This window comes from Dissulfurirhabdus thermomarina (assembly GCF_012979235.1).
Lineage (GTDB): Bacteria > Desulfobacterota > Dissulfuribacteria > Dissulfuribacterales > Dissulfurirhabdaceae > Dissulfurirhabdus > Dissulfurirhabdus thermomarina.
In genome coordinates this window covers 1-14,145 of sequence record NZ_JAATWC010000014.1, presented here as the reverse complement: position 1 = coordinate 14,145, position 14,145 = coordinate 1, and the positions used below count along the sequence as shown (strand labels likewise).

At 71.6% G+C, this 14,145-nt stretch carries 15 protein-coding genes and 1 tRNA gene; 12 read left to right on the top strand and 4 right to left on the bottom strand.

Going from position 1 to position 14,145, the window contains the following annotated elements; genetic code table 11:
- Positions 1-626: 626 nt before the first annotated feature.
- The 10 genes from HCU62_RS11475 (at position 627) to HCU62_RS11430 (ending at position 7,727) form a co-directional block, all read left to right on the top strand.
- Positions 627-947, top strand: coding sequence for a DUF1844 domain-containing protein (locus HCU62_RS11475; protein WP_163298215.1), 321 nt, complete (start codon positions 627-629; stop codon positions 945-947).
- Positions 948-1,014: 67 nt separating this feature from the next.
- Positions 1,015-1,860, top strand: coding sequence for a 4-(cytidine 5'-diphospho)-2-C-methyl-D-erythritol kinase (gene ispE, locus HCU62_RS11470; RefSeq protein WP_163298214.1), 846 nt, complete (start codon positions 1,015-1,017; stop codon positions 1,858-1,860).
- A 9-nt stretch (positions 1,861-1,869) separates the two neighbouring features.
- A tRNA-Gln gene (locus HCU62_RS11465) sits at positions 1,870-1,944 on the top strand.
- A 33-nt stretch (positions 1,945-1,977) separates the two neighbouring features.
- The gene (locus HCU62_RS11460) at positions 1,978-2,922 is read left to right on the top strand and encodes a ribose-phosphate pyrophosphokinase (RefSeq protein WP_163298213.1); all 945 of its coding nucleotides are present in this window, start codon (positions 1,978-1,980) and stop codon (positions 2,920-2,922) included.
- A gap of 31 nt (positions 2,923-2,953) precedes the next feature.
- A complete protein-coding gene (locus HCU62_RS12760; RefSeq protein WP_163298212.1) occupies positions 2,954-3,604 on the top strand; it encodes a 50S ribosomal protein L25 in 651 nt (216 codons plus the stop codon).
- A 9-nt stretch (positions 3,605-3,613) separates the two neighbouring features.
- A complete protein-coding gene (gene pth, locus HCU62_RS11450; protein ID WP_163298211.1) occupies positions 3,614-4,204 on the top strand; it encodes an aminoacyl-tRNA hydrolase in 591 nt (196 codons plus the stop codon).
- Positions 4,205-4,349: 145 nt separating this feature from the next.
- On the top strand, positions 4,350-5,696 hold the full coding sequence (locus tag HCU62_RS11445; RefSeq protein WP_163298210.1) for a M23 family metallopeptidase: 1,347 nt from the start codon (positions 4,350-4,352) through the stop codon (positions 5,694-5,696).
- 8 nt (positions 5,697-5,704) lie between these two features.
- Positions 5,705-6,325: a hypothetical protein gene (locus tag HCU62_RS11440; RefSeq protein ID WP_163298209.1), complete on the top strand. Its 621-nt coding sequence runs from the start codon at positions 5,705-5,707 to the stop codon at positions 6,323-6,325.
- 2 nt (positions 6,326-6,327) lie between these two features.
- Positions 6,328-7,272, top strand: coding sequence for a 50S ribosomal protein L11 methyltransferase (locus tag HCU62_RS12350; RefSeq protein WP_163298208.1), 945 nt, complete (start codon positions 6,328-6,330; stop codon positions 7,270-7,272).
- Positions 7,269-7,727 (top strand): universal stress protein, encoded by a 459-nt coding sequence (locus HCU62_RS11430; RefSeq protein WP_163298207.1) that lies wholly within the window; start codon positions 7,269-7,271, stop codon positions 7,725-7,727. Before HCU62_RS12350 ends, HCU62_RS11430 begins: the two co-directional genes overlap by 4 nt.
- Positions 7,728-7,814: 87 nt before the next feature.
- Here HCU62_RS11430 and greA read toward each other — a convergent pair whose 3' ends face one another.
- The 3 genes from greA to HCU62_RS11415 form a co-directional block, all read right to left on the bottom strand.
- Positions 7,815-8,285, bottom strand: coding sequence for a transcription elongation factor GreA (greA, locus tag HCU62_RS11425; RefSeq protein WP_163298206.1), 471 nt, complete (start codon positions 8,283-8,285; stop codon positions 7,815-7,817).
- 191 nt (positions 8,286-8,476) lie between these two features.
- Positions 8,477-9,541, bottom strand: coding sequence for a molecular chaperone DnaJ (dnaJ, locus tag HCU62_RS11420; protein ID WP_163298205.1), 1,065 nt, complete (start codon positions 9,539-9,541; stop codon positions 8,477-8,479).
- Positions 9,542-9,575: 34 nt separating this feature from the next.
- Positions 9,576-10,592 carry a tRNA dihydrouridine synthase gene (locus HCU62_RS11415; protein WP_163298204.1) on the bottom strand — a complete coding sequence of 339 codons (1,017 nt, stop codon included), beginning with the start codon at positions 10,590-10,592 and terminating at the stop codon, positions 9,576-9,578.
- A gap of 182 nt (positions 10,593-10,774) precedes the next feature.
- On the opposite strand from HCU62_RS11415, the gene HCU62_RS11410 reads away from it, so the two are divergent.
- Entirely contained in the window at positions 10,775-12,148 is a 1,374-nt protein-coding gene (locus HCU62_RS11410) for a sigma-70 family RNA polymerase sigma factor (protein ID WP_246325493.1), read from the top strand.
- Positions 12,149-12,237: 89 nt separating this feature from the next.
- On the opposite strand, the gene HCU62_RS11405 is transcribed toward HCU62_RS11410, so the two are convergent.
- On the bottom strand, positions 12,238-13,572 hold the full coding sequence (locus tag HCU62_RS11405; RefSeq protein WP_163298203.1) for a DUF1015 domain-containing protein: 1,335 nt from the start codon (positions 13,570-13,572) through the stop codon (positions 12,238-12,240).
- A gap of 118 nt (positions 13,573-13,690) precedes the next feature.
- Here HCU62_RS11405 and HCU62_RS11400 point away from each other — a divergent pair, with 118 nt between their 5' ends.
- Positions 13,691-14,110: an EamA family transporter gene (locus tag HCU62_RS11400; protein WP_163298202.1), complete on the top strand. Its 420-nt coding sequence runs from the start codon at positions 13,691-13,693 to the stop codon at positions 14,108-14,110.
- The last annotated feature ends 35 nt before the right edge of the window (positions 14,111-14,145 follow it).

Here is a 14,145-nt window from a genome sequence, read left to right as displayed (position 1 = left end):
TCGGCCCGGCGGCGGAGGCGGACAACTTCCCGTTTTCAGAAACCTTTCCAGGAGAGGAGGACCCCGGCCGCCGCCGCCGGCCAGCCCCAGGCCCTGCTGCCAGCTCAAGCGTTGGTGCCATCGCAAAGATGCGCGGGCTGCTCTGCGTTGCTTCGAGGCCCTCTCCATTGCGGCAGAGCTCAAGTGCGCCTCATCCCTCGACATCCTCGCACCTTGCATTTGGCGCTTTTTGCCGAGCCTCCACTCCGAGGCCTTTTTGCGAGGCCATCCTGGGTGGATGGCCGCAAAATCGCCGCGTTCTTTTCGCCTTCCTCCGGCACCTGCACGGATGCCCGGCAAGAAAGTTCCGACATCGGCACGGACGGCTCAGCGGGAACCGCCAAGGACAAGGCGCGACCATCGCGAGGCACGAGGCGTCACCGGGGACTGCGAGGGGCCGAGGGGCTTGCAGCGCCGCCGCCAAGCGTTCCGCTTGGCGATTCCCGCGACGCCATCGAGGCTTGCCCGGGTCCCGGGCATGATCTATCTTTTTCGGTGACGCCGCGAGGATACGCCGGCCGGAGCGGTTTTCCATGCGCCGCCGCGGTCCGGGGGCCCGCTGCGCCCGGGGAAAAGGAGCAAGCGCCATGGCGACCAGAGACACGGACCGACCCACCAACGACACCGGGGAACGGGACAACACCTGCCGCCAGACTCCGCCGCTTCCCGACGTCACCTTTTCCACCTTCGTCCTGTCGCTCAACACCTCGGCCTTGTGTCACCTCGGCGAGATGGACGACCCCGTGAGCGGGAAGCGGTGCGTGGACCTCGTGCTGGCCAAGCAGGCCATCGACACCCTGGCCCTCCTCCAGGAGAAGACCGCGGGGAACCTGACCGAGGAGGAGGCCGCCCTCCTCGAGCACATCCTCTTCGACCTCCGGCTGCGCTTCGTGAAGGCGAAGGCCTGATGGCACCGAACGGACCTGCAGGCGGCGCGCCCGACCGCCCGGGGGGGGCGGCCCCGGACTTGCCGGGATGACGCGGGGGGCGAGCCTCTCGCTGGAGGCCCCGGCCAAGATCAATCTCCTGCTCCACGTGGAGGGGCGGCGGGCCGACGGTTACCACCTCATCGCCACGGTCTTCCAGCGCGTCTCGCTCCGGGACCGCCTGCACCTCGAGGTCACCCCGGGGCGGGGCGGCGTGCGTCTCTCCTGCCCCGGATCGGCACTCCCCGAAGACGCGCGCAACCTCGCCCACCGTGCCGCCGAGGCCTTTCTCCGGCGGACGGGGCTCGGGCTGGACGTCCGGGTGGAACTCTTCAAGGAGATCCCCCCCGGCGGGGGGCTCGGGGGCGGCAGCAGCGACGCCGCAGCGGTGCTCAGGGGCCTCAACGCCCTGGCCGGGGAGCCGGTCCCCGCCGCCGAGCTCATGGCCATGGGGGCCGCCCTCGGCGCCGACGTCCCCTTTTTCCTGCTGGATGTCCCCGCCGCCGTCGGCCGGGGCGTGGGCACCGAGCTCGAGCCCGTGGAGCCTCCGGCGTTCTGGTACGTCCTGGCCATGCCTCCCTTCGGGATAAGTACCCGTTGGGTTTACGAGAACTTCGTGTTGACAACCCGGGGCCCGGACACTATTTTTGACCCCGGTCAGGCCCTGCGGACCATGGCGTGGAAGAACGACCTCGAGCAGGTGGTGCTCTCCGCCCATCCCCAAGTCGGCCGCCTGAAAGACATCCTGCTGGCCGAGGGTGCCCGCGCCGCCCTCATGTCCGGCAGCGGCTCCACCGTCTTCGGTGCCTTCCGGGAAGAGGCCCGGGCCCGGGCGGCGGCCGGCCGCTTGGCGGGCGAGGCGGGCGTTCGGGTCCGTGTCGTCCGGGGGTGCTGAACCGCCGGTTGGGGTGTCGTCAAGCGGTAAGACACGGGTCTTTGGAACCCGCATTCGGAGGTTCGAATCCTCCCACCCCAGCCATTTTTTTGATCGCTCGGACCAGGACGGCACTTCATGGCACTGAACCAGCTCAAGGTCTTCACCGGGAACGCCAACCCGGACATGGCCCAGGACATCTGCGACTACCTCAGCATCCCCCTCGGCCGCGCCTCCGTCCGGACCTTCAGTGACGGGGAGGTCTTCGTGGAGATCGGCGAGAACGTGCGCGGCGCCGACGTCTACGTGGTGCAGCCCACGGGGCCGCCGGTCAACGACCACGTGATGGAACTCCTCATCATGGTGGACGCCCTCCGCCGCGCCTCCGCCCGCCGCATCACCGCCGTCATGCCCTACTACGGCTACGCCCGGCAGGACCGAAAGGCCGCCCCCCGGGTGCCCATCTCGGCCAAGCTCATGGCCGACATCATCACCACCGCGGGGGCCCGGCGGGTGCTGGCCATGGACCTCCATGCCGGCCAGATACAGGGCTTTTTCAGCATCCCGGTGGACCACCTCTACGCGGCGCCGGTGCTCCTCGAGTACATCAAGACCCACCTGCCGGGCGACCTCGTCATGGTCTCCCCGGACGCGGGCGGCGTGGAGCGGACCCGGGCCTTCGCCAAGCGCCTCGGGGCGGGGCTCGCCATCATCGACAAGCGACGCGACCGGCCCAACGAGTCGCAGGTCATGAACATCATCGGCGACGTGGAGGGCAAGACCGTCATGATCCTCGACGACATGGTCGATACCGCCGGGACCCTCTGCCAGGCGGCGGCGGCCCTGAAGGACCGCGGCGCCCGCGAGGTCCATGCCTGCGCCACCCACCCGGTGCTCTCCGGGCCGGCCGTGGAGCGGGTCCGCGACTCCGTCCTGGAGACGCTGGTGGTCACCAACACCATTCCGCTCCGGGAAGAGGCCCGGCGACTCGACAAGATCCGGGTGCTCTCCGTCTCGAACCTCCTCGGCGAGGCCATCCGGCGGATCCACAACGACGACTCGGTCAGCTCCCTCTTCGTCTAGGGGCGGGCCGCGGAAAAGGAGCCAGAAAGACATGGAACAGGTTTCAATCGCTGCCACCGTGCGCACGGAGACGGGAAAGGGCGCGGCCCGGAAGCTGCGCCGCCAGGGGATGCTCCCGGGGATCCTCTACGGGCGCAAGACCGAGCCCGTCCCCCTGGCCGTGGATTTCCACGGTTTCTGGAAGGTCTTGAACCGGATCCCACGCAGCCGGTTGCTCTGCAACCTCGAGCTGGGGGACCAGGGCCCGCGCCTGGCCCTGGTCAAGGACCTCCAGCTGCACCCCGTCAGTGACCAGATCCGCCACGTGGACTTCTACGAGGTCTACATGGACGAGCCGGTGGAGACCGAGGTCCCGGTGCGGACCGTGGGGAAGGCCCGCGGGGTCGAGATCGGCAAGGGCGTCCTCCAGGTCATCCGGCGGACGCTCCGCATCTCCTGCCTGCCCACCGACATCCCCGACGCCCTCGAGGTGGAGGTCAGCGCCCTGGACGTCGGCGACGCCCTGCACGTCTCGGACATCGAGCCCCCGGCCGGCATTCGGCTCCTGGACGCCCCGCACCTGGCGGTGGTGACCGTGAGCGGGGCCGGCGGCGGCATGGAGGAACCGGCCGAGGAGGGCGAGGAGGCCGAGGAGATCCTGGAAGAGGCGCCGGCCGAGGCGCCGGAGGCCGAGGAAGAATAGGCCCCGGCCTTGGCCCGGTCCCTCCTCGTGGGGCTCGGCAACCCCGGCCGCCGCTACGAGCGGACCCGCCACAACGTGGGGTTCCGCGTCCTCGACGCCGTGGCGGCCGCGGCCGGCCTCGACTTCGGCGACGCCCGCCGGGGCGTCCAGGCCCTGGTGGCCCAGGGGCGGTACCTGGGGCGGCCGGTGATCCTCCTCAAGCCCATGACCTACATGAACCGCAGCGGCGAGGCGGTGGCCCCGCTGCTGCGGTTCTTTCGCGTGGATCCCGCCGACATGTTGGTGGTACACGACGACCTCGACGTCCCCTTCGGCCGCTTGAAGCTGGTGCGGGGCGGCGGCGCCGGCGGGCACAACGGGGTCCGGTCCGTGGCGGCGGTCCTCGGCACCCGGGATTTCCCCCGGCTCAAGGTGGGGATCGGCCGCCCGCCCGCGGGGCTTTCCGCCGAGGCCTACGTCCTCCAGGCCTTCACCCCCGAGGAGGAAGACCACCTCGGCGAGGTGGTCCAGCGGGCCCTGGAGGGGGTCCGGGAGTTCCTCCAGGCGGGGGTCGAGGCCGCCATGAACCGGGTGAACCGCCGCCCGGAGGTCCTGCCTTGACGGCGGCGGTTGCAGCGGGTCGAGGAATGGAGCACACTACGCCGAGCGCATTGCCGCGGCGCCGTCCTGACCTCGCCGTGCGCGCGGCAAGGGGGCGCCTCGCGTCCCCGGGCCGCCCGCCGGCCCTGCCACTGGGAGCCCGTTCATGAAGCGCATCCTCGTCTGCCTCCTCTCCTTCGTCGTCGTGGCGGTCCTGGTCCTGGCCGGGCTCTTCGCCTTCTTCCGGCTGGAAGGGACGCCGCCCGCCATCGAGGTGGTGGCGCCCCCCGAGGTGATCGGGCGCGACGCCACCGTCCGTGTCCGGGTCCGCGACGACCGGAGCGGGGTCCGGCGGGTCACCGTGGCCCTGGTCCAGGACCAGCGGGTGTACCGGGTGGGGGCCGGGACCCTGCCCCCCGCCGCGTGGTGGCGGGGGACGGGGGTCCCCGAGCGGGAGTGGACCTTTTCCTTCCACCCCCACGCCCTGGGTCTTGCGGAGGGGCCCGCCCGGCTTCGGGTGGAGGCCTGGGACGCCTCGGCCCGGAACGTGCTGGCGGGGAACTGGGCCCGACTGGAGCGGCCGGTCCGGGTGGACATCACCCCGCCCAGGGTACAGGTGCTCAGCCGCATGCACAACGTGGCCGTGGGCGGGGCCGGCCTCGTGGCCTACCGGCTCTCGGAGCGGCCGGCCGACTCCGGCGTGGTGGTGGGAGACCGCTTCTTCCCGGGCTATCCCAAGCCGGGAGGCCGGGCCGGGGACTATGCCGCCCTGGTGGCAATTCCCTTCGACGTCCAGCAGGTGGATCGGGTCTACGTGGAGGCCCGGGACGCGGCGGGCAACGTGGGCCGGGCCGGGGTTCCCTTCCTCGTGCTGCGGCGGACGCCCCGGTCCGACCGGATCCGGATCACCGACGACTTCCTCCGCCGGAAGATGCCCGGCTTCGCCCGCCCCGACGAGCCGGAGACGGACCTCTTGGCCGTCTTCCTCCGCGTCAACGGGGAACTCCGGCGCGAGAACGCCCGCCGCCTCCGGGAGTTGTGCGCCGGGAGCCGGCCGGAACTCCTCTGGAGCGGGGCCTTCCTGCGCCTGCCGCGCTCTTCGCGCCGGGCGGGTTTCGCCGAGCGGCGCACCTACCTCTACCGCGGGCGCGAGGTGGACCGGGCGGTGCACCTCGGCGTGGATCTCGCCGCCACCGCCCATTCCCCGGTTCCGGCCGCCAACGCCGGGCGGGTGGCCTTCGCCGGGGAACTCGGCATCTACGGCAACACCGTGCTCCTGGACCACGGCTTCGGCCTCTTCAGCCTCTACGGGCACCTGTCCTCCATCGCCGTCACCCCGGGCCAGGAGGTCCGAAAGGGCCAGGTCATCGGCCGGACCGGTATGACGGGCCTCGCCGGCGGGGATCACCTCCACTTCGCCATGCTGGTCCACGGGGTCTTCGTGGATCCGGTGGAATGGTGGGACCGGAAATGGATCGAGGGGCACATCCTCGCCAACCTGGCGGCGGAGTAGGGGGCGCCGTGGCCTCCCTCCCCCGGTGCACCCGGTGCGGACTGGCCCCGGCGGCCCTCCTCCTGTGCCTCGTCCTGCCGCTTTCGGGTTTCACCCTCGCCTCCGGCCGCCAGCTCCAGAAGGAGATCCAGGAGAAGCTGGAGCGGATCCGCGAGATGTCCCCCGGTGTCCAGGCCATGGAAGACTGGCGGCGCGCCCGCCGCGAGGCCGAGGCCGCCGTGGAGGCCGCCCGTGAAGGCGGTGCCCGCCGTTACGCCGCCGACGGGCTCGCCGAGGCCGAGGACCTCCTCGCCCTCGCCAAGGACTACGCCTGGAAGAAGGCCTACCGGAAGGCCGCTTATCTGGCCCGGACGGCGGGGGCGAAGGCGAAGGCGGCCCAGGAGGCCGCCGCCGCCGCCCGGAAGACGCTCCGGGACCGGGCGCTGGAGGAGATCCGGGCCCTGGCCGAACGCCTCGAGGGTCTCGCGGCCCGTGTTCCGGCCCGGGGCCCCTTGGCCAAGGAATACGCCGAGCTCCGCCTGGCGGTGGCGGATCTCCGCCACGCGGTGGCCCTGGAGCAGTTCGACGAGGTCCATCCCGCCGTGGTGCGCCTCCGGGCCCGTATCCATCGTTTCTCCCGTCGTCTCTAGCCGTGTCCTTCGAGTTCTGCGGCGCCCCGGCGCCCCGGGGCCTCCGGGTGGACCTCCGGTTGCCGGACGGCGTGGACCCCCGGGTGGTGGTGGCGGCCCTGCCCCCGGGCTGGCGGCCCCTGGAACCCGATGCACCGCCCCGCGCCCGCCGGATCGCGCTCTTCACCGAGGTCGAGGCCTCGGGCTGGGACGCGGCGCTGGCGGCCCTCGCCCGCCGCGTGGATGCGGCCGTCCTGGCGGCGGGGGCGGCGCCCGGGGGCCTCGACTGGCGCGTGCGGCCCCTGGAGGGCGAGGCGGAGACGGCGGAGGAGGACGGCGGGTGCCTCCGGCTGGGGCGTTTCCGGGTTTGGCCGGTGATGGACCACCGTCCCCCGCCCCCCGGGGCGATCCGGCTCCGGACGGGCTGGGCCTTCGGGTCCGGGCGCCATCCCAGCACACGGGCCGCCGCCGCCGCCCTGGAGTGGCTCGCGGACCGGGGCCGGGTCGAGGGCCGCGAGGTGTTGGACGTCGGGGCCGGGACGGGGATCCTCGCCGTCCTGGCGGTACGGATGGGGGCCGCGGCGGTGACGGCCGTCGACACGGACCCGGAGGCCGTGGCCCTGGCCGCGGAGAACCTCCGGTTGAACGGCGCGTCCGCCCGGGCCGAGGTCCGGGACGTGTCCCTGGAACGCCTGCCCGCCGCCGCCTTCGACCTGGCGACGGCGAACCTCGTCCCCTCGGTCCTCGTCCGGCTGGCGCCGCACATCCGCCGGTGCCTGCGCCCGGGCGGGCGGCTGGTGGCCGCGGGTTTCACGGCCCCCGGCGCCAGGGCCGTGGAATCGGCCTTGCGCCGCGCGGGGTTCTCGTGGGAACATACGGTGGCGGTGGCTGGATGGGAAGGCAGGGTCTATGCTGGCGCGAAAGGCGCGGATACCGGTCTCCGGGGGCCGGGGGAGGAGGGCGCGTGAGCTTGTCGGGGCAGACCTTGATCCTGGTTCCAGTGGACTTTTCCGAGTGCGCCGGGTCGGCCCTTCGCTATGCCGCCGGGGAGGCGGCCAGGTGGGAGGGCGACCTGGTGCTGCTGCACGTGGTGGACCGGCGGCTGGCCGAGGACATCGCCGGCTACACGGGCGAACCCGTGGAGAAGGTGAAAGACCGGATGGCCGGACGGGCCCGGAAGGCCTTCAAGGAATTCGTGGCCCGGTGGGGCGGCGGCGACCGCGTCCGGGAGTCCCTGGTGGCCTTCGGTCTCCCGTTCCAGGAGATCGCCGTGAAGGCCCGTGAACTCCAGGTCGACCTGGTGGTGATGGGCGGTTACGGGAGCCGGGGGCACGGCCAGATCGAGGAGATCTTCTTCGGCAGCACCGTGGAGCGGGTGGTGCGGCTGCTGCCCTGCCCGGTGCTGTGCGTGCCCATGGGGTGACGGCGTCGCGGGGGTCACCCGGCGGCGCATTGGGCGGCTTTTCGCGACGCCATCATCATTATTTGTGGCGTATCTTGCGGCGGCCCCTCAGGTGAAGATCTCGAGGATGGCGTAGTTGCGGATGCCCGCCGGGGTCCGCACCTCGACCTCGTCGCCCTCTTCCTTTCCGATGAGGGCTCGGCCCACCGGGGATGTGACGGACATCCGGCCGGCCTGGACGTCCGACTCGTCCGGACCCACCAGCTGGTAGACGAGTTCCTCCCCGGAGTCCAGGTTCTCGAGCCGGACCTTGACCCCGAAGACCACCCGGTCGCACGACTGGGTGGAACAGTCGATGATCTCCGCGGCGGCCAGCTTGCCCTTGAGGTACTGGATGCGCGCTTCTATGTGGCCCTGGCGTTCCTTGGCCGCGTGGTACTCCGCGTTCTCGGAGAGGTCCCCGTGGGCGCGGGCCTCCTCGATGGCCTTGATGACCTTGTAGCGTTCGACCTTTTCGAGGTGTTCCAGCTCGGCCTTGAGTTTCTCGTAGCCTTCCCGCGTGATGGGCGTTCGGTTCATGGGGTTGCTCCCGTGGCACGAGGCCGCCCTGCCGAGGGCCCTGCGACCCGGCACCCTTCGGGGAGGAAGCCGGGCCGCCGGCGGGCGCCCGGCCGGACGTCGTGGCGTCGGAGGATGATGACCCGCCTTCCGGCAGGCGATTCAAAAGATAACAAAGGCCCGCGGCAATGCAAGCCGCCGGGAGGACCGCGTCATTCGGCGCCCCGGCGCATCCGCTCGAAGACCTTCCGGGCCTCGGCGTCCACGCGTTTCGGGATCTCCACGGTGACCTCCACGTAGGCGTCGCCCCGGGCGCCCCGGGCGCCGGCGATGCCCTTCCCCTTGAGCCGGAGCTTCTGGCCGCACTGGGTGCCCGGGGGAATCCGTACCTCCACCCGGCCGTCCAGGGTGGGGACCACCACCGTTCCGCCCAGGACGGCTGTGGGGAGGGGGACCTTGGCGGGGATGTAGATGTCGTTGCCCCGGCGACGGAAGACGGGGTCCGGCCGGACCGAGAGCTCCACGTAGAGATCCCCCGGGGGACCGCCCCCGGGCCCGGGGCCGCCCTTTCCCTTGAGCCGGATCCGCGTCCCGTCGTCGGCCCCCGGGGGGATCCGGACGCGGAGCCGTTCCACCGTCCGGGTGGCGCCGGCGCCCCGGCACTCGGGGCAGGGCCGGAGCCGGAGGCGGCCGCTGCCGCCGCACCGGGGGCAGGTCCGGATCATCTGGACGCCGCCCCGCCGTGACTGGATGCGGCCCTCACCGCGGCACTCGGGACACCGGTCCCCCGCGTCCGCCGGGTCGATTCCCTGGCCGAGGCACCGCCGGCAGGGGACCTCTCGGGGGATCTCCACCTCCACGGTCCGCCCGAGGGCCGCGTCCCGGAAGTCCACCTCCAGCCGGACCAGCTGGTCCTCCCCCCGGAGGGGGCCGGTATCGAAGCCGCGGCCGAAACCGAAGAGGTGGTCGAAGAGGTCGCCGTACTCGGCGCCGAACCGCGCCCCGAGGTCGGAGAAGTCGTAGGCGCGTTCCCCGGTGTCGGTTCGGAAGCCCGTGCCCGCCGCCTCCCGAAGGCGGTCGTACTCCGCCCGGCGCTCCGGGTCCTTCAGGATCTCGTAGGCCTCGTTGATCTCCTTGAAGCGCCGCTCGGCCTCCGGGTCTCCGGGGTTCACGTCCGGGTGGTACTTGCGGGCCAGGCGCCGGAAGGCCTTCTTGATGTCGTCGGCCGAGGCGTCCTTGGAGACGCCGAGGACGTCGTAGAGGTCCTTCTTGATCATGTCACCACCGAGGAGAGGAAGGTCTGCATCCTCGTCACAATCTGCCGTAAAACGGCCGCTGGAGCAACTGCTGGCCGTCCGTCGCCCTTTCCAGGGCGGCCAGCATGGCGTCGATGTCCGGTTCCCGCCGGACGAGCCCCAAGAGGTGGTGCCCGTGGGCCCAGTTCCGGAGGTACCAGGCGCACCAGGCCAGGAACCGGCGGCGCCGGAGGTCCGGGGGCAGGCGGTCTTCGACGAGGCGCCCCATGTGCCGGGCCACCTCCACGAGGTCGCCCGCCCAGGGCCGCCCCGCGGCGATCTCCCGGAAGATCCAGGGCCGCACCAGGGCGGCGCGGCCGATCATGACCCCGGCGCAGCCGGTCTCCCGGAGGAGGCGGCGGCAGGCCTCCGGGTCCGTGACGTCCCCGTTGCCGATGACCGGCACCGGGAGCGCCGCGGCCAGCGCCCCGATCTCCGCCCACCGGGCGGGCCGCTTGAAGCCGTCGGCCGCCGCCCGCGGGTGGAGGACCAGGGCATCGAGGCCTTCCTCCACCAGGGAGCGGGCGAAGGCCTCGAGCCGGCGGGCGTCGTGGCCCGGCAAGGCCCGGAGCTTGGCCAGGAGCGGCAGGCGGACGGCCCGCCGGACCGCGCGGACCACCGCCCGGGCCCGGGGCGCGTCGGACATGAGGGCGATCCCCCAGCCGTGCCGGGTGATGGCGCGGCGGGCGCACCCCATGTTGATGTCCACGGCGTCGAAGCCCATGGCCTCCAGCCGCCGGGCGGCCCGGGCCATGGTGTCCGGGTCTCCCCCCACCAGCTGGGCCACCAGCGGGCGGTCGCGGTCCCCCCGGTCGAGGAAGGGGTCCCGCTCGGGGTTGGTGCCCGCCACGATCCGGCTGTTGAGCATCTCCGTCCAGAAGAGGTCGCACCCACCCAGTTCCGCCACCAACTGGCGGAAGGCCGCATGGGTGAACTCGGCCATGGGGGCCAGGGCGAGGACCGGGGCGGGTGACCGGAACCGGTCGCGGACGCCGACGGCCCGAGGAGGCGTCTTCGATGCCGCGTTCTTCAACTCTGTTCCCGCTTGGACCGATGAGGGGAGATACCCCGGTGACGGGGACCCGGGTCCTTTACTTTCGTGCCCATTGTCCCTAATGTAGTCTTGCGGTGCATGAAGGAAAGGGATAAAATCCGTGGTTCGAATTTTCTCGCAAATTCTGCGGGCCGGCGGGCCCGCCCGAGACGGATACCGATATGAAAGAACACGGCGGCGGCAAAAAGGAGAGCCTGGAAGAGAACGGCTACATGGACCAGCTCATCGAGGCCGGTCGGCAGGGGGCCCTCACCTATGACGTCCTGAACGACATCATCCCCGACGACGTCAAGGAACCGGAGAAGATCGAGGAGATCTTCGACCTCCTGTGCAAGAACAACATCGAGGTGGTGGCCGAGGAGGGGGACGCGGCCCTCATCGAGAGCCTGGCCCGCGGCCACCGCGACGACGGGGAAGAACGCCCCGCTCCCAAGGGCGGCAAGGCGGTCAAGGCGGCGGCCAAGGTCGAGTCGCCGGGCTACACCGACTCCGAGGAGATCACCACCACCTACCTCCGGGAGATGGGGCGCTACGAGCTGTTGACCCCGGAGCGGGAGGAGACCCTGAGCCGGACCATCCGGGAAGGCTTCAACGGGATCGTGGCGGCCATCATGGAGCACCCCGCCGAGCACGCGGAACTCGAGGAGCTCCGGGAACAGATCCGCACCTGGCGGCGCCGGGACCCCAGCCTCAAGCCCAAGAAGCAGCAGCTCAACCACCTCGTGGCCTCGGTCAAGGATCTCGCCGCCCGCTACCCCGATGACGCCCGGGTCTCGGAGCTCTTGGCCTACGTCCTCGAGGCGCGCCGGCACATCGAGAAGGCCAAGGACGAGATGATCAACGCCAACCTCCGGTTGGTGGTGAGCATCGCCAAGCGTTACATGCACCAGGGCCTCTCCCTGGCCGACCTCATCCAGGAAGGGAACCTCGGCCTCATGCGGGCGGTGTTCCGCTTCGACTACACCAAGGGGAACAAGTTCTCCACCTACGCCAGCTGGTGGATCCGGCAGGCCATCACCCGGGCCATCCTCGACAAGACCCGGACCATCCGGCTGCCGGTGCACTTCCTGGAGCTTCGGAGCCAGTTCTTCAAGGCCTTCTACGCCTTGCTCAAGGAACTTGGCCGGGAGCCCACCCCGGGGGAGATCTCCGAGCAAACGGGTCTCCCCATGGAGAAGATCCTCTCCATCCTCGAGGCCTCCCGGGAGCCGGTGAGCCTGGAGACGCCGGTGGGGGACGAGGACAGCACCCTCGGGGACTTCATCGAGAATCACGACGCGGTCTCGCCCTACGAGTCGGTGAAGGAGAAGGAGCTCACCGAGCGTATCCGGGCCATCCTTTCCACCCTCAGCCCGAGGGAAGAAAAGATCATCCGGCTCCGCTTCGGCATCGGCGAGGACGGGGAATACACCCTGGAGGAGATCGGCCGGCGCTTCAACGTCTCCCGGGAGCGGATCCGGCAGATCGAGAAGAAGGCCCTGAACCGGCTCCGCCACTCCACCCGCCGGGACCGGCTCAAGTACTTCCTCGACTGATCCCGGCCCGCAGGCTGTGCGCCGGCCGGACCGATGAGACGAGGGCCCGCAGGCTGTTCGCCGGCGGGCCTTCGGTGTTTTCCCGGGCCTCAGCCCTCTTCCGGGGCGGCCTCTTCCCGCTCCCCCGGCTCCAGCGAGTGCATCACGAGGCCCGTCAGGATCTTCGGGTAGAAGTACGTGGACTTGTGCGGCATGACGAGGCCGGCGTCGGCCACGTCGAGGACCCGTTCCACCGGGGTGGCCCGGAGGAGGAAGAAGGCCCGGCCTCCGTCTCCTCGGCCCATCCGCTCGGCCGGGTCCACGAAGAAGCGGACGTCTCCCTCCTGGGCCGCGGTCTCGGGGTCCATTCCCATGAGCGCCCCCAGCACCGCGTCCTCGAGGACGGCCACGTCCAGGGCGGCCAGCTCGGGGGGGCGCCGGGCCGCCACCAGGGCCCGGCCTTCCTCGGTGAGCCACCAGATCTCTCCCCGCCGTTCCGGGAGGAAGACCCCGAAGGCGGGCACCTCGGGGCGTTCGGCGAGGCGGTCCGCCACCTCACGGGCCGCGGCCGCCGGGGCCTCGCTTCCGGTCTCCAGCGCCTCGCGGCGGAAGAGGCGGTCCGCCGCCCGGAGGAGTTGCGCCGGGTCCATGCCGCCGGGGAGCCGTACCTCCCGGTGGGTGGGAAGCACCACCAGGCCGGGGTCGGCGGCGTCCACGAGGTAGGCCATGGCGTAGTGATAGGGGCGCCAGGGCTCGGACCCGTGGGCCGCCTCCATCATCCGGCGGTAGTTGAGGGCGGTGGTGTAGCGGTGGTGGCCGTCGGCGATGTAGAGCACCGCGTCGCGGAAGGCGGCCCGGAGGGACGAGACCGCGGCCGGGTCGTCCAGGCGCCAGAGGCGGTGGCGGCACCCCTGCCCGTCCCGGACGTCGTAGAGGGGGGAACGGGGGGCGGCCGCCAGCACGCGGCCGACCTCGGGCAGCGGGCGGTGGAAGAGGAAGATCTGGCTGAAGCGGGCCTGGGTGGCCGCGAAGAGCCGGAGGCGGTCCTCGGTGACCCGGTCGAAGGTGTGCTCGTGGGGGAGGATGACGCGGCGTTCCCAGGGTTCCACCCGCACGAGGGCCACGAGCCCGGTACGCCGGTGGGTGTCGCGTCCCAGGGTGAACTCGATCTCGTAGGGGTAGACCGCCGGGGCCGGGTCCTGCACCAGGAGGCCCTGGCGGCGCCACCGGCGGAAGGTCTCGCCCGCCCGGCGGCAGGCATCCTCCGGGGCCTCCCCGGGGCGCCTCGGCGGCAGTTCCAACTGGAAGACGTTCTGCGGGTTCCTGGCGACGAGGGCGTCCCGGGCGATCTCGTCCACCACGTCGTAGGGCGGGGCGACGAGTTCTTCCATGGGGTGGGGGCCGGGGTTGTATCGCACGCCGCGAAACGGTAGAACCAGGGCCATTCGAGGGGGCTCCTTCCGTGCATCTCGGCCGGTGGGCGGGGCCGGCCGGGCCGCCTCTAGCTACTACGATACCGCCGCAGCGTCAACCGTCGCCCGCGGCCGGGAAGGGGAGGCAGGCATGTCCGAGTGGTTTCTCGACGCCCTGGTGGCCCTCTTGTGCTGGGGGCTCTGGGCCTACTTCCCGAAGCTCGCCGTCCGCCACATCCCGCCGGGCAGCGCCTTGGTCTTCGAGGCCCTGGGGATCCTGCTCGTGGGCGGGGCGGCGGCGGCCTGGATCGGGCGCGGGCTCCAGTACGACCCGAGGGGCGCCGTGCCCGCCGTCCTCACCGGGGTCTTCGGCGGCATCGGCCTCTACTTCTTCTTCGGGGCCGCCCGGTCGGGGCCCATCTCCCTGGTGGCGCCCCTGACCGCGCTTTACCCCCTGGTGACCCTGGTGCTGGCCGTCCTCTTCCTGGGGGAGCGCTTGAGCTGGCAGCAGGGCCTGGGGGTGGCGCTGGCGGTGGCGGCCGGGGTCCTCCTCTCCTGGAAAGGTTTCTGAAAACGGGAAGTTGTCCGCCTCCGCCGCCGGGCCGG

What these genes read in the sequence shown, in the direction of transcription:
- dnaJ (WP_163298205.1), bottom strand. Translation starts at nt 9,541, where the DNA reads ATGATCAAGAAGGACCTCTACGACGTCCTCGGCGTCTCCAAGGACGCC.
- HCU62_RS11460 (WP_163298213.1), top strand. Translation starts at nt 1,978, where the DNA reads ATGGCACTGAACCAGCTCAAGGTCTTCACCGGGAACGCCAACCCGGAC.
- HCU62_RS11405 (WP_163298203.1), bottom strand. Translation starts at nt 13,572, where the DNA reads ATGGCCCTGGTTCTACCGTTTCGCGGCGTGCGATACAACCCCGGCCCC.
- greA (WP_163298206.1), bottom strand. Translation starts at nt 8,285, where the DNA reads ATGAACCGAACGCCCATCACGCGGGAAGGCTACGAGAAACTCAAGGCC.
- HCU62_RS11445 (WP_163298210.1), top strand. Translation starts at nt 4,350, where the DNA reads ATGAAGCGCATCCTCGTCTGCCTCCTCTCCTTCGTCGTCGTGGCGGTC.
- HCU62_RS11400 (WP_163298202.1), top strand. Translation starts at nt 13,691, where the DNA reads ATGTCCGAGTGGTTTCTCGACGCCCTGGTGGCCCTCTTGTGCTGGGGG.
- HCU62_RS12760 (WP_163298212.1), top strand. Translation starts at nt 2,954, where the DNA reads ATGGAACAGGTTTCAATCGCTGCCACCGTGCGCACGGAGACGGGAAAG.
- HCU62_RS11475 (WP_163298215.1), top strand. Translation starts at nt 627, where the DNA reads ATGGCGACCAGAGACACGGACCGACCCACCAACGACACCGGGGAACGG.
- HCU62_RS11410 (WP_246325493.1), top strand. Translation starts at nt 10,775, where the DNA reads ATGAAAGAACACGGCGGCGGCAAAAAGGAGAGCCTGGAAGAGAACGGC.
- ispE (WP_163298214.1), top strand. Translation starts at nt 1,015, where the DNA reads ATGACGCGGGGGGCGAGCCTCTCGCTGGAGGCCCCGGCCAAGATCAAT.